At 58.6% G+C, this 13,762-nt stretch carries 13 protein-coding genes and 4 tRNA genes; 3 read left to right on the top strand and 14 right to left on the bottom strand.

What is annotated here, in order from left to right:
* Nucleotides 1–3 precede the first annotated feature (3 nt).
* The 8 genes from ABR989_RS09975 to ABR989_RS09940 all read right to left on the bottom strand — a co-directional run bounded on the left by ABR989_RS09975 (nt 4) and on the right by ABR989_RS09940 (nt 7,271).
* The gene (locus ABR989_RS09975) at nt 4–879 is read right to left on the bottom strand and encodes an IS1595 family transposase (RefSeq protein WP_428128190.1); all 876 of its coding nucleotides are present in this window, start codon (nt 877–879) and stop codon (nt 4–6) included.
* A gap of 171 nt (nt 880–1,050) precedes the next feature.
* Nucleotides 1,051–1,524 carry a DUF7689 domain-containing protein gene (locus ABR989_RS09970; protein WP_428128188.1) on the bottom strand — a complete coding sequence of 158 codons (474 nt, stop codon included), beginning with the start codon at nt 1,522–1,524 and terminating at the stop codon, nt 1,051–1,053.
* Nucleotides 1,514–1,960 carry a hypothetical protein gene (locus ABR989_RS09965; protein WP_428128027.1) on the bottom strand — a complete coding sequence of 149 codons (447 nt, stop codon included), beginning with the start codon at nt 1,958–1,960 and terminating at the stop codon, nt 1,514–1,516. Before ABR989_RS09965 ends, ABR989_RS09970 begins: the two co-directional genes overlap by 11 nt.
* Nucleotides 1,961–1,967: 7 nt before the next feature.
* Nucleotides 1,968–2,636 carry a hypothetical protein gene (locus ABR989_RS09960; RefSeq protein ID WP_428128025.1) on the bottom strand — a complete coding sequence of 223 codons (669 nt, stop codon included), beginning with the start codon at nt 2,634–2,636 and terminating at the stop codon, nt 1,968–1,970.
* Nucleotides 2,637–2,859: 223 nt separating this feature from the next.
* Nucleotides 2,860–3,309, bottom strand: coding sequence for an archease (locus ABR989_RS09955; RefSeq protein WP_428128023.1), 450 nt, complete (start codon nt 3,307–3,309; stop codon nt 2,860–2,862).
* Entirely contained in the window at nt 3,309–4,745 is a 1,437-nt protein-coding gene (locus ABR989_RS09950) for an RtcB family protein (protein ID WP_428128022.1), read from the bottom strand. The genes ABR989_RS09955 and ABR989_RS09950 overlap by 1 nt, the downstream gene beginning before the upstream one ends.
* A gap of 43 nt (nt 4,746–4,788) precedes the next feature.
* Nucleotides 4,789–5,727, bottom strand: coding sequence for a ribose-phosphate diphosphokinase (locus ABR989_RS09945; RefSeq protein ID WP_428128020.1), 939 nt, complete (start codon nt 5,725–5,727; stop codon nt 4,789–4,791).
* Between the two features lie 140 nt (nt 5,728–5,867).
* Nucleotides 5,868–7,271, bottom strand: coding sequence for a nicotinate phosphoribosyltransferase (locus ABR989_RS09940; protein ID WP_428128019.1), 1,404 nt, complete (start codon nt 7,269–7,271; stop codon nt 5,868–5,870).
* A gap of 106 nt (nt 7,272–7,377) precedes the next feature.
* On the opposite strand from ABR989_RS09940, the gene ABR989_RS09935 reads away from it, so the two are divergent.
* Together ABR989_RS09935 and ABR989_RS09930 are read left to right on the top strand one after the other, a co-directional pair.
* Nucleotides 7,378–7,926 (top strand): HPF/RaiA family ribosome-associated protein, encoded by a 549-nt coding sequence (locus tag ABR989_RS09935; protein WP_428128017.1) that lies wholly within the window; start codon nt 7,378–7,380, stop codon nt 7,924–7,926.
* A gap of 85 nt (nt 7,927–8,011) precedes the next feature.
* Nucleotides 8,012–8,452 (top strand): hypothetical protein, encoded by a 441-nt coding sequence (locus tag ABR989_RS09930; protein ID WP_428128015.1) that lies wholly within the window; start codon nt 8,012–8,014, stop codon nt 8,450–8,452.
* A 193-nt stretch (nt 8,453–8,645) separates the two neighbouring features.
* On the opposite strand, the gene ABR989_RS09925 is transcribed toward ABR989_RS09930, so the two are convergent.
* From ABR989_RS09925 to ABR989_RS09900, 6 genes are all read right to left on the bottom strand, one after another.
* Nucleotides 8,646–10,571, bottom strand: coding sequence for a radical SAM protein (locus ABR989_RS09925; protein ID WP_428128013.1), 1,926 nt, complete (start codon nt 10,569–10,571; stop codon nt 8,646–8,648).
* A 209-nt stretch (nt 10,572–10,780) separates the two neighbouring features.
* Nucleotides 10,781–11,854, bottom strand: a complete 1,074-nt coding sequence (locus tag ABR989_RS09920) for a hypothetical protein (protein ID WP_428128011.1) — start codon at nt 11,852–11,854, stop codon at nt 10,781–10,783.
* A gap of 70 nt (nt 11,855–11,924) precedes the next feature.
* Nucleotides 11,925–12,000, bottom strand: a tRNA-Lys gene (locus tag ABR989_RS09915).
* Nucleotides 12,001–12,032: 32 nt separating this feature from the next.
* Nucleotides 12,033–12,108: transfer RNA gene (locus tag ABR989_RS09910), tRNA-His, on the bottom strand.
* Nucleotides 12,109–12,170: 62 nt separating this feature from the next.
* A tRNA-Arg gene (locus ABR989_RS09905) sits at nt 12,171–12,247 on the bottom strand.
* Nucleotides 12,248–12,249: 2 nt separating this feature from the next.
* Nucleotides 12,250–12,323 (bottom strand) — tRNA-Pro (locus tag ABR989_RS09900).
* Between the two features lie 833 nt (nt 12,324–13,156).
* Between ABR989_RS09900 and ABR989_RS09895 the strand changes: the two genes are divergently transcribed.
* Nucleotides 13,157–13,762, top strand: a complete 606-nt coding sequence (locus ABR989_RS09895; RefSeq protein WP_428128009.1) for a hypothetical protein — start codon at nt 13,157–13,159, stop codon at nt 13,760–13,762.

The following is a 13,762-nucleotide window of genomic DNA, read 5'->3' as shown; positions in this document are numbered from 1 at the left end:
GAGTCACGTCGTAGGAATTGCATCCTTCCCGGTCAATTCGTTGTAGGTCAGCCGCCGTCCGAATATCGAGCCTGCGGCTTCGGCGAACCGGCCAGCATCGCCATTTTCATGCTTGCGCTCGTTATATCGAAACGCCTGCTCATCCAAGTAACGGAACAGATGGAACGGCTCGACACTGACGTAAGTGCCTTTGATGCCGCGCTTGAGCAGCGACCAAAAATTCTCGATTCCGTTGGTGTGGACGTTGCCCTTCACGTAAGTTTCGGCATGGTTCACGAACTTGTGGACGTAATCCTTTCCGAGTCCGGTGTACGACGCCAGTTCATCGGTGAACAATTCCGCGCCGCTTGCGACGTAGCTTTTGACCTGTTCATGCAGGGTATGGCGCTTGCGATTCTTGACATGACTGACGCGGACCTTTCCGGTTTCGCGGTCAAGCAAGCCGACTACCAGTTCCTTGCCCGCGCCGCCAGTGCCGTGAATCTTTATGGCCCGCTTATCCCTGTGCATGTTGCGGGCGAGTCCGCCGATGAAAGTCTCATCGGCTTCAACCGGGCCGCTACCGCCGAATTTTTCAAAGCTGCCACGCTGCATCGCCTTGCGAATCCGATGCATCATAAACCAAGCGGTTTGTTGGGTGACGCGAAGGTCACGCCCCACTTCGTAGGAACTAATCCCATTCTTACAGTTGACGATAAGCCACATGGCGACAAGCCACTTGTCGAGCGGCAGCGGACTATCCTCAAAGATCGAACCGACCTTGATCGAGAACTGCCGCTTGGCATGATTGTTCTTGCATTTCCACAAGCGCCGGGTGGAAAGAAAACTTACGTCTTTGCTCTTGCAAGTCGGGCAAGCGACGCCATCCGGCCAGCGCATCGCAACCAGAAAATTCAGCGCACGATCACGGTCAGAAAAGAAGCGAACAGCCTCGATCAGGCTGCTTGGCCATTGGGTTTGTTCCTGTTCCATAACTCAAATATAGCAGGAAAGCGCGGGTGAGTCAACTAGGTTATTGCCCTAATTAGGGCACTATTGTTCGGCTTCATTTCAGGGAATAGGCGTCTTTGCGCTTTTGCGCTCTCGCTTAAGAAATTTCACAGGTTCGCCATATTGTTTTGAAGTAAGGTTGTCAGGAGTTTTGTGGTTTATGTCTTCGAGGGGTCCGAGCTTGCTGCTCCATGTTCCATCATCCAATTGCCACGCCGCGTGTTTGACTGCCTGCATCTGTCCTCTCGCATAGATAGCCACTTTCTCGAAGCCTGGTTCCAGCGAGCCATCATCACACTCGATATAGCCGCATTCCTTTGCATACATCTCTACGAAATTTTCGACTTTCGCTATGCGTTGAATCTTGGCTGGCCAGTGGAGTTGGCCGAATGGGTCAGGCCACCAGCGTTTTGTAGTGTCCCCGACGGTCCAAGCGATGCAGTTGTAGGAAATCGTGTCATCGCTTGTCTTCTCGAATTCCTTGTTGAGATTAGGAAAGTCCTCTTCTTGAAACTTGTGTACGCTAGAGTTTATTGTTCTCGCGCCCCCACTTGAGCCATGCCTTTGTCATTTCTAGCATCTTGCCGCGGTCATTTTCAGGTACGGGGTTTTCACCGGTCAGGATTGCAAGAGCCCAAAACCAGTCATCTGGCTCTCTTTCCAATTCACGCAGGATCAGCGGGACTACTTCGGGCCCTAGCGCGATTATCGCTCGATAAGGCCAATCGCCCGCAATATCTTCTGGTGCTGAAGCCGAGCTTTGTGCAGACTTCCACAGACTTGTAAACTTTTGAAAGTCAATCTTGAGTCTGTCCGACTGATCAACCTGTAGTTGCCCTATGATACGTTCGAGGAGTTTTGTAGGCTCTTTGTACCGACCCCACGCTTTGCCCTTGAGAGGCAAATCTCGACGCCATTCCTTAGAATGTGGACCTTCTGGTTCATTCCAAATTGGTGCTGGTTGCGCCATATGATTTTCAGGAACGCAGAACGGGAATGTCCGCTGTCACGAACGTTTTGGCGAGGCTTTTCGCTTTCGTTTCCGCTCGATTGAGCACTTGTTTAAGGTCAGCGATGTCTTGGCTATCCAGTGCTAGGTAGAGATCGGTCGTTGACTCGTCGCCTTTCGAGTAGGTTAATTTGAGTGTGTGAGTTATAATCATAGCGAGAGGTTTGCCGCCCGGATCTTGTCCATAGACCGGTCGTGCGTCGGTAAGAATGCGACTATGAGTAAGGAGACGTTCAAAGTCGTGTTGGAGATGAATCGCTTTTGTCGCAGCACTGAGCGGTTCAAGGGCAAGTAGCTTCGCAATGCGATCCTTCGCACGGGAGCGCTTGTCGCCACTAAGGTCAATTGGCGGAGTAGCCCGTTCTATAGAGCGAAGAACTTCGTTCACAAACTTCGGAACCGGCATATCGCCATGCGCACGCGAAGCGTTAAGCGAGACCAACAACGCGCCTAGCGCCTCGCGCTTAGCAAACGGAAACGATTCCGCTTTTGGCGAAATTTCTTTGACGAGCGCATCGAAATCGAGCGACAAAGGCAAACCGGAAAGCGCAGATAGAAGCCCATTCATCTCCTTATCGGAGATTGAGATGAGCACCTCAAGAGCTTCGAGATGTTCTTTCGGAATTTTTAGAGGCAAATCGAGCACCCTTGAGGAGACGTCATGGTGAGGTTTCCAATTAAGCGGTCAAAATGAGGCACAATTAGAACCATCTTGTCAAGTGCCACACGTTTTCCTGAGACGACTTTAAACTAACGTTTGAGTGTGTGCAAGTGGCGCACATTACAAAACGTGCGGAAACGCTCCGACCAAAGTGAGGGGGCCTAATGTCCGGTAGGCGGGCAAGACGATCCGGCGCGGTTCAGACATCGAAAATTATGCGTGAACGCCATCCGTCGGGTGAGTTTTCAACCATCAGTTGATGGTAGGTGACAGCTTTGATTTCACCGCGAAACGCGTGGCGGGCCGGGTCGAAAGGCTCGCCTCGAAGCGTCACGCGCAGCGATCGGCCGGCCTCCGTGACTGAAGCGTCGCGCCAGATGAAGCCCTCCACCGTGAAAAGAGCAAGCAGCTCCGTGAGCAGGTCATGCATAAGATCGAGATCGGCTTGCGCCTCAACCGCGATCTCCCGATCCTCGATCTCCGCGACGCTTGCCGTCTCGACCAACAGCATAGCCAGGGCAACGGCGGCGCGGCGGAACAACTCGCCGCGAGTGGGAGCATCCAACTCGATGCCGAGGTCGCCGGTATGCTCGAACTCGCGAAACAGGGCGGCGTCTTCGGCCTGCGGCGCAGTCGGTTTCGTCGGCATCAGCCCTTGATGACGGCAAACGGCTTGAGTCTGGCGACCCGCCGGGTTACGCGTGCGGCTTCCATGACCGCTACCACCTCGGCGACGTCCTTGTAGGCGTGCGGCATCTCCTCGGCTATGCCGGCGCGGCTGTGGGCTCGGACAGTAACGCCCAGCGCCTTTAATTCGGCGTGCAAGTCGCGCCCGCCGGCTTCTTTCTTTGCTTTCATTCGGCTCATCAACCGCCCAGCGCCGTGGCACGATGAGCCGAAGGTCTCGCGCATCGCGGTTTCAAGGCCCACCAGGACGAACGAATAGCGGCCCATATCTCCAGGCACCAGCACGGGCTGTCCGATAGGACGCAGCGCCTGAGGCAACGCGGGATGGCCGGGGCCGAAGGCGCGGGTGGCGCCCTTGCGATGCACGCATACGAGCCGCGTCCGGCCGTCCACACTGTGCTCTTCGAATTTGGCGATATTGTGGCATACGTCGTACACCAGCTCGAAGCCCAGTTCTATCGGCGCGATCGAGAGCGCATCCAGGAAAGCCTGCTCTGCGAGGTGCATCATTACCTGCCGATTGCACCAGGCAAAGTTCGCGGCGGCGGCCATGGCGCCGAGATAGGCTTGCCCTTCCGGCGCGCTGATTGGAACGGCGGCGAGCTGGCGATCGGGCAGGTTGATTCCGTAACGGGCCATCGCGCCAACGATAAGTTTGAGGTAGTCATCGCAGGTTTGGTGGCCGAGGCCGCGCGAGCCCGAATGGATCAGCACCGTGACCTGACCGAGTTCGAGTCCCAAGGCGTCGGCAAGCTTCGAGTCATAGATCTCGTCGATCCGGCTGACTTCGAGAAAGTGATTGCCGGAACCGAGCGTGCCCAGTTGCTTTGCACCGCGCTGGTAAGCGCGCTCGCTTATGCGGTCGGGGTCGGCGCCCGCGAGCATCCCGCCTTCTTCGGTATGTTCGAGGTCGCGCTCGGTAGCGTATCCGTTGCGCAGCGCCCAATTCGCACCTTGGCCGGCCACTTCCTTGAGTTGTTCGATCGACAGTCCCGGAATCGCGCCCCAAGAGCCGACTCCGGCCGGAATCCTGGCGAAGAGCGCGTCGGCCAGCCGGTCTATTCGCGGTTCGACGAAGTTGAAATGGAGGCGCGTGCGCGCCAGGCGCACGCCACAATTGATGTCGTAGCCGACCCCTCCGGGAGATATGACGCCTTCACGGGCATCGACAGCCGCCACGCCGCCAATGGGGAAGCCGTAGCCCCAATGGATGTCGGGCATCGCGAGGGAGTAGCCGACGATCCCCGGCAGACAGGCAACGTTGGCAACCTGCGTGAGGGCCGGGTCTTCGCGCATTCCCTCGATCATCCTCGCGCTGGCATAGACTCGTCCGGGTACCCGCATTGCGCCGGTTTTCGGAATCTCCCACAGGTAATCGCTGAGCTTGATCAGATCCATGCTTGCGCCTCAGACAAATCATCCGTTCATGATTTGTTCGCGATCATCGGTGGCTCAGGAGTTCGGTCATGGACTCGCCAACGTTCAGGCGAGTCACTGTCTCGGCGAGCATAGGGGCCAAGCTTACCACCTGCAGAGTCAGCGAACCGTGCTCCGGAGTCGGCAGGCTGTCGGTCACCACGATTCGTTTCAGCGGCAAAGCTGAAAGCCGGCGGATCGCGGGGCCTACGAGCAATGCATGGCTGGCAACTACCATGATCTCGGGAATGCAACCGGCGGCGATCATGGCTGCCGCGGCAGCCTCTACGGTGCCGCCGGTCGATATCATGTCATCCACGATGATCGGCGCACGTCCGCCGACCTCGCCAACGATGCCACGCACTCTTACTTCTTCGCCGCTGAGGCGGATTTTGTGGACAATTGCGATGGGCAGGCTTAGCAGTTCCCCGTAGCGTTCGGCGAGTTTGACGGCCCCCAGGTCCGGCGCGACGATCACACTCTTGTCAGTGACCAATTCCTCGATGGCATTTGCAAAGAGCGATACCGCGCTCAGGTGCTCAAGCGGGACGCTGAAGAAGCCCTCGAGGGAAACGGTATGAAGATCGAGGGCGACAATTCGCTCGAAGCCGGCAACTACCAGCAGGTCCGCGGCAATCCGTGCGCCAACCGCTTCCCGCCCGTTTGCCCGGCGATCCTGACGCGCATATCCGAAGTACGGAACTACGGCAGTAAGCCGGGATGCACCTGCCCGCCGGCAAGCGTCGGCGAGGAAGAGCAATTCCATCAAGTGACGGTCCACGGGAGGACCGGTCGGCTGAACCACGTAGACGTCACAGCCGCGCACGCTTTCTTCCATCTCTGCGTGCAACTCGGTGTCCGGAAAACGGTTCAGAACAGAGCGGCAGACCCGGGTTCCGAGCCTTTCGGCAATAGAGTCGGCAAGCGACGGGTTTCCAGAGCCGGCTACAACAACGAGATTCATGTCAGTCCATCCGCAGATCTAAATTGTTCATTTGCTATCAGCATCGTTGCTGTATCCAGCGCCGTCACCTATGTCAAACTTCAGCACTCGACGTGAAGTTCCCGGCGTTGTGACTGGCATGAAGTTTCATCTCCGCTCGATTATTCCTGGCACTTCGCTGCGCGTTGTTTCTGTTCATCCAGCATCGTACTGAGGGCAAACGTATACCGCGCCGGATACGCCTCGGGCTGCTCGAGGTCCTTGTAACGCTGGTCAAGACGCTCAAGCGTGCTGAGGAATCGCTCGCGCGACTCGGCGAGCTTGGGACGCGGCATGAGTCGGCGACCACCGCTGAATTGCAGAGACAGGAGTGTCGCGACTTCGGACGGAATTGGACTGAATTGGCGCGCGACGAGCGGCGCGGTCTCGTCGGCCAGACCTATCAGGTCGGCGTAAAAGCGGCCGTCAGCGTCGATTGCGCGGAACACCTGCTTTTTCCCCGGCAGGGTGAGCTTGCCCTGGGAAGTCTTGATTCGAGGGATGCCGTCGTATTCGTTCAGCTTGTAGGCGAGGTCGAGCGATGGGGCGTCGCCGCTCACAACCATCTCGGTGCCGACGCCGAAAGCGTCGATAGGCGCGTTTGCCGCGATCAGATCGTGAATCTTGTATTCGTTGAGATTCCCGCTCGCGAAGATCGAAGTATTCTTCAGACCGTTACGATCAAGGATGGCCCGCGCCTTGAGACTCAAGTCGGCGAGATCGCCGCTGTCGAGCCGTACACCCTGCAGCTCAAAGCCTTGCCGGCGCATCTGATCCGCGACAATGACGGCGTTCTGGACGCCCCGGACGGTATCGTAGGTATCGACCAGAAGCGTGCTGAGCTTTGGGAAATCCCGCACGAAGTGCTCGAAGGCCTGGCGCTCCCGGTCATGCGCCATGATGTAGCTGTGAGCCATGGTGCCGTAGAGCGGGATACCGTAACGCCGGCCGGCAAGAACATTGGAAGTGCCGTCGAAACCCGCAAGGTAGCTCGAACGCGCCGCTATGAGGCCTGCGGCCTCGCCTTGGCTGCGTCTGAGTCCGAAATCAACCAGCCGCTTGCCCCGCGCCGCGATCACGCTGCGCGCCGCCTTGCTCGCGATAAGCGACGCCATTCCGATCTGGTTGATGACCAGCGTCTCGATCAGTTGCGCCTCGATTAGCGGAGCGCGCACTTCGATGATTGGTTCCCCGGCAAAAAAGACCGTGCCTTCAGCCATGGCATGGACCTCGCCCGTAAATCGCAGTTTGCCGAGGAAATCGAGGAAGTCCGATTTGAACAGCTGCATTGACGCCAGGTAATCGAGTATGGCCGGTTCGAACCGAAACTGTTCAAGCGCTTCCAGCAGGCGTTCCAGGCCTGCTGCCACAAGGAAGCCGCGGCGTGGAGGCAGGCGGCGGACGCTCATGCCGAAGCATGCCGGTCGATTGAATCCCAGAGCAAAATAGCTTGCCGCCATGGTAAGCTCGTAGAGATCGGTGAGCAGAGGAATCTCGTTTGAATCGAATCTCAGGTCGATTGGCATATCGGTCCTCCATCAGATATCCCAAGAGAGTCAATCTTTAATGATCTACGATGCAACTTCAGCGGACTGTGTCTCAAAACTCGACGCCCAAAGAAGGTGAATTCAAATGCAGCGCCCCGTTCAAATTACCTCACGTGATTTTCCATTGACCCCGGCCATGGAGGCGCAGATCCGCGAACGCGCCGACGACCTACAGATCTACTTCCCGCGGCTCACCGGATGCCACGTCGTAGTCGAAGGTCCGGTTCGTCACCACCGCAAAGGAGGCCCGTTCAACGTTCGGATCGATCTCCGCACGCCCCGTGCGGAGATCTCCGTCAACCACCAGTCGGCCGATGATCTGGCGATCGCGATCAGAGATGCATTCGATGCCGCCCGGCGTCGCCTGGAGGATCATCTTCGCGAACTAAGGCGCGACGTCAAGGCACACGAGCTACCATCGGTTGGCCGCGTTGCCCGCATTTTCCCGACAGAGGGCTACGGCTTCCTCGAAACGCCGGACAACCGCGAGATATATTTCCATCGTCACAGCGTCCTCGACGAGCATTTCGACGAGCTGACGCCCGGAACCGCGGTGCGCTTTGCCGAGGAGGAGGGTGATAAAGGTCCGCAGGCGAGCACCGTCGCGATCATCGGAGGCAAGCACCACCGGTAGCGGGCCGGCTTGAGCTGAGCTAACCTGGTCCGCGCGCAGGGCGAGCAGCCAACCGGCGCAACAGGCGCCAAAGAGAGAAAAACGAGTGAACCAGCAGCACCAAACGCATTGGGCGGCCCTATTTGCGGTCGCCAGCGAATTAGCCAAGCGCGGTCATGAGGTGGCTTTCACGCAAGGAAATTCAACGCCGCTTGCCGACCTGATGGTCGTCAGTCCGAAGTCCAAAAAAATGTTCCTCGTCGATGTGAAAGGCCTCTACCGCAAAAATCCATGGGTCGTAAAACCAAAGCCCGAGCGGGCCGACCTCTTCTATATACTTGCGTATGTTCCCGTCGGTGAGCCGAACCAATTTTTCATTCTTACGCAGGCCGAAGCGAACCGGCATGTCCAATCCGAATTGATCCGGCTGCATCGCACGCCTGCCGAGTTGATTCGGTTACACCGCAAGCCAAATTATCCGATGAAGGGCTTTGCGTTTAAGCTGGCTGAGCCACATAAAGACGCATGGCAGATATTGCCGCAATAACCTCAACCAACCGGCGCGATAGGCGGCAAAAACCAACGCCGCGTTCTCGCGCGCTATCGTCGCCGAAGGAATCGCGCGGCGCATCCGGAAACCGGCCGGATTCAGATTCTCATTCTGCCCGTGTGCCTTGAGGTGGTGGACCGTTGGAGGCTCGAACTCCAGACCCGCTGATTAAGAGTGAGTCTCGGCGAAATTACTGGTAGAGGCGAAAGATTGCCGCCAGCACCGCGAACTCTCCGATGCGGGGGAGAATGATGCGGATGCGGTCACGATGGCCGCGTAGCCCCGCTGCCAGCTCGCCCACCGCGCCATCCTCCTGGCCCGCCAGGCCGGCCAGGTCCAAAACCACTCGATCCTTCCGGCGCGCCAAGGCCGCGCGCAGATCCGCAACGAACCGTCCGGCTGCGGATGCCGTGAGCCGTCCCTCCAGCAGCACCCACACCGTCGAGGCGGGCCGCCGTTCCACCTGGATCGAGAGCCCCGCGGGATCCTCACTGCATAAGCGCTCCCAAGCCCGCCCGCAACCGGCCTCCGACATCCTGAAGGTATTCCTCACGAGCGGCGGGTGCTGGAAGAGGCCCAATCTGAGCGTAAGTCCCGTCCAGGAAGCCAAGCCTACTGCCGCAACCGACAGGATACGCTCCGTCCAGGTGGGACTCCCCAGCTCTGCGTGGAGCTGATTTTGGAGCCTGCCAATCCAACGCCGCACCTGCGCTGTCGGCCCGAACAGCCTGCCCGCCAGGAACACGGGGTAAGCTTTCCTGAGGTCGGCTGCGATCCGCTCCGCCTTGGCGCGCAGAAATGGGCTCGGGGACTCCCGGAGCTTGAGGTATCCCTCGAGCCATCGGTCCACTGAACGGTACAGGACCGGTCCCAAGTTGCGGAAATCTTCCTCGAAGCAACGCTTTTGGGCAGCCTCGATCTGGTCGGACGTCATCGATGGATGGCTGACCATCGCATGGAATCCGGTCCCCCGGCGATAGAATAGTTCGGGATCCTCGGCCACCTCTGGAAGAAGTTTCCCCTCCCGGATGACTTCGTCGTAGAAGGGAGTGCCGGGACAAGGACCGTAAATTAAGAACTGTGTGAGCACCGGTCGCAACGCGAGTAGGCCCGAGAGTTCCTCTTCAATGATCTCGGGCGTCTGGTAGGGGAAGCCCACGATCATAGAGGCCAGGATGGTGATTCCGTGCTCGCGGTACTCGCGGAAGATCTCTTCGACCGGCCGGCCCGACTGTTTTGGATAGCCTGATCGCGTTCCCTCGTATCCGATCCACATCCCGTCGATCCCCATCTCGAGAATCTCGGTCACGGTGTACTGGCTCAAGGCCCGGACGCTGGCGAAGACGAAAATGGAGAGAGGCTTGCCGGCCCGGAGAACACATTCCCGAAACTCCATCGCCCGGCGACGGTTAAGCAGAAAATCCTCGTCCATGATCATGATGGAGAGCTTGGGATCGACCTCGAGATAGCGTTCAACCACCTGGTAGATGTCGGCCCCTGTAGGAAGCAGGCGGATGTGCTTTCGCTTGAAGAAATGAGAGGTGCAGCAGAAATCGCACCCGTTCGGACATCCCAGGCCGCCAAACACGATCCCTGTCCGCGAAATCTGCTTCGAGAACACCTGCAGGCGGTTGATGATCAGAGGGTGGCGGTACGGCATCCCGATCTCGGGTTCGCCCAGGAGGCGGCGCATGAAGCCTACTCCCTCCTCGCGGCAGATATGGTCGCCGTAGGGGCGCAGCATCTCATCGGGCGCCACTGTCCCGTACCCGCCCAGCACGATCTTCGACTGCGGCGAATATTTCCGGACCAGCGCCACAACTTCCTTCATGCGGTGGTAGGTGGCCAGGACGAAACATACGCCCACCACGTCGTACCCGCGCCTGAGCTCGCGGACGAGTTCCCTGCGGGAGGGATACTGGAGCACCGCGGTCGGGGCCTCGAGGTTCTCGGCGATGTAGTCCAGCGAGAACTGGGTATGGTGAGAACGGGGGCTGAACAGGCCTTGGGCGCGGGTCACCTGTTCGTGGAGCAACTCGTACCCTACACTCGGGGAATCGCCGTGGCGGACCCCCAGTGGACGGCAGACGGACGTGAGCAGGACTTGATGTGTCACGATGAATCGTTACGTGGTTAATCGGGATTTCCATTTTGGATCCCGAACAGCGGCCGTTTAGACTAGACGGTCTGCCTGTGCAATGTTTCCAGCCCGGTCTTTGGTTCAGATGTTTCCAGCGACCCCGGAAGGGGACATATCTGCCTCTCCCGAGAATCCCAAAACCCGGACCGTCGCCTTTCCAGCACCTGTCGTCTTCATTTCTTCCTCTACCGGTTGAAGGCCGCCGCCAGATTGCGGCTGCCGTCCTTCGATGCCGTCACTTGTTCGAGCCTGGAAAGGCGCTCCTCGAACGCGGTCCGCATCGCCAGCTCCCGTTCGCGGCTGGCCTTCAGCTCGGCGGCCTGCCGACGCATCGAGGCTTTCATATCCGCCATCTGCGCGGCCTGCTTCTGAAGCTCGTTGAGCAGCATCGAGGTGTCCGCCGATTTGGACACTCCGCACCCGAGCTTGCCGGTGCTGTCAACCAATACGGTGCAGTGCTTGGTTCCGACCTTTTCTTTGTAGATGCCGGCGACGTGGGTGTCGGTCTGTGTGCCCTGCACGCCGATCCGAATGGTGTCGGACTCGGCCACGACGCCTTCGTTGCCGATATCTATATTGTTGCTTCCGGTGATGAGATTGGTGCCTGCGTTATAGCCAATGCCGATGTTGCCGATGCCCGTGGTGTTGCTGTAGAGAGCGGCAACTCCAGCGGCAGTATTTTCGGTGCCCGTGGTGTTCCAGTAGAGGGCGTTCTCCCCGGTGGCGGTATTATAGTCGCCCGTGGTGTTCTGAACGAGGGCGCTCAACCCGGTGGCGGTATTATAGTCGCCCGAGACGTTGCTCTGGAGGGCGTTCACCCCGGTGGCAGTATTATAGTCGCCCGTGCCGTTGCCGACGAGGGCTGCCGCTCCGGTGGCGGTATTTTCGCGGCCCGTGGTGTTCCAGTAGAGGGCGAACACCCCGGTGGCGGTATTTTCGTAGCCTGTGGTGTTGGTGTAGAGGGCGGACACCCCGGCTGCGGTATTAGCCCCGCCCGCGGTGTTGGCGCTGAGGGCGCCAACCCCGGTGGCGGTATTTTCGTAGCCAGTGGTGTTCTGAACGAGGGTGCTCGATCCGGTGGCGGTATTTGCGTAACTGCCGCTGCTGGTGTTGGTCAGTGGCGTGCAGGTACCACCAATGGTCGCGTTTAGTCCGGCGCAGGTGTCGGTTCCCGGCTCCGCCGCAGCGATGCCCGCGCTCGCGAGCACAATGAGCAAAGCGGCTACTATGCAAGAGTAAAAACTCGTAGCTGTTTTCATTAGATTATTCCGCCTCCAGAATCGCCCCGACCTTGGGCGACACAGCCATTCAGCGCGCTCCGGGGTTTTTTGGTGGGCCGTTGGAGACTCGAACTCCAGACCCGCTGATTAAGAGTCAGCTGCTCTACCAACTGAGCTAACGGCCCACCGTCGAAGCACGCTTACCTAGCAGGATGTTTGGGGTGAGTGAAGGGATTTGAACCCTCGACCGCCGGAGCCACAATCCGATGCTCTGCCAACTGAGCTACACTCACCACCCTCGGTCTGTTTCAATCCGTCCGGCGCATCGTGCCGCCGCTCTCAAAATTCGCCTCCGTGGCGCGCCAGAAGGGATTCGAACCCCTGACCCACGGCTTAGAAGGCCGTTGCTCTTTCCACCTGAGCTACTGGCGCGATCGGGGCGAGCCGATTTGAACGGCCGACCCCCTGCTCCCAAGGCAGGTGCGCTACCAAGCTGCGCTACGCCCCGAACTCTTAGGAAGTAACACACCAACCATCCGCTCTCAACCGATGATCGTTCGCATATCGGTTTTGTTCGCCAATCTATTCGTGGATCAGCGCGCGCGGCACACGATCCTGTGGATGGCGGCATCTTGAATTCCGAGCGCGGACTTGTCGAGCGAATTCTGTCGGGCGCGGCGTATCATCTGCATCGACTGCATCGACGCATGATCAGCGCTGCTCTCGACGCAGGCATCTTGCTGCAATCCGCCGGATACGTACGCGAGATGCGAATTTGGGTCGCGCTAAGTGGTGAGAGTGCAATTTGCAAAACTCGCGATTTTGGTAGGAAAAGTGATCAAATTCGAGATTTTCGGATGTTCCGAGTCGCAAAAAGAGAAAAAAACTCGCGACGATGCCTTGAATTTGCTCGGTTTTTTCGAGGCACGATATTTGCTCTACCTTCTGTTGCGCTGACAATCTCCTCCCCCGAGACGAACAGCGCCTGTCCCCAAGCAAAGGCCGGGCTACTTGAACCGTAGGCTCCCCACCACGGTCCCCACTCGTAGCCCGGCCGTTCTTTTTCTCGAAAACCGGATCATAGCAGGCGCGCGATTCGCGTAATTACCGGCGACTCGGTATTTACCAGATCGATCTTACGGCGAGTTTCCCCCCGGCATTTATGTTTTCCAATTTCTGCTAGGCTAACCGGGACCGGACGGCGGCTTACCAGCTCGAGACGTTCATTGGTGCGCTGACGCTCCGGCCGGGGGTTATATCGATCGCCTGAGGCGACAATTCTGCGCATCGCTCGTCGCGATACTCGCGACCGCGGTCGCCGTTGGGATCAGCGGATGCTGGATGGCAGCGGCTCAACTCGCGCCCATCGCCGCCAACGTTGCGGAGGATGTCGGCGCCGATGCCGTTGGGCTGACGGCGGGTATTGCCTCGAGCGTGAGCGCGACTACGCATCCGGGGACCGATCGCGCAAAGATGGAAGAAGAAGCGCGTGAACGTGTAATGGATAGCGCTGACAGTTGTGACCGGCTCGAAGTCGAAGTTCCGGGCGTGATCGAGTTGCGAAGGAGTGCTGCCGGCGCGCCCGAGTATCGTGAGCTGCGGCTTAGCGATTCGCTCGACGAGCGGCAATGGATACCGATAGCGGACAATGAAACGACGGCCAATGGTTGGCGGCCGGCGGTTAATTTTCTTCAGATGAATTTCTCGCCGCCGCTGGGCGCAGTGGTCCCCGAGACGGCGAGCAACTTTCTGGCGTATGCGCCCTCGCAATTCATCTCAGTGGCCGCCGGCGATCGGTTTGCCGCGATGACTTCGAATTTTGGCAAGCCGGTTGGAACGTTTTCATGGAACGGGAACTATTACCATTACGTGGTGACCAGCACGCTGCCATGCTTTCCGCCTCCGTCCGAGCGGATTGCCGCAGGCGTCCCTCCTCCAGGCTTCTAG

Origin of the sequence: Binatus soli (SeqCode) (assembly GCF_050015535.1) — a bacterium.
Classification (GTDB): domain Bacteria; phylum Desulfobacterota; class Binatia; order Binatales; family Binataceae; genus Binatus; species Binatus soli.
The sequence above is the reverse complement of the archived record's forward strand: the minus strand, read 5'-3'. Positions and strand labels throughout refer to the sequence as shown.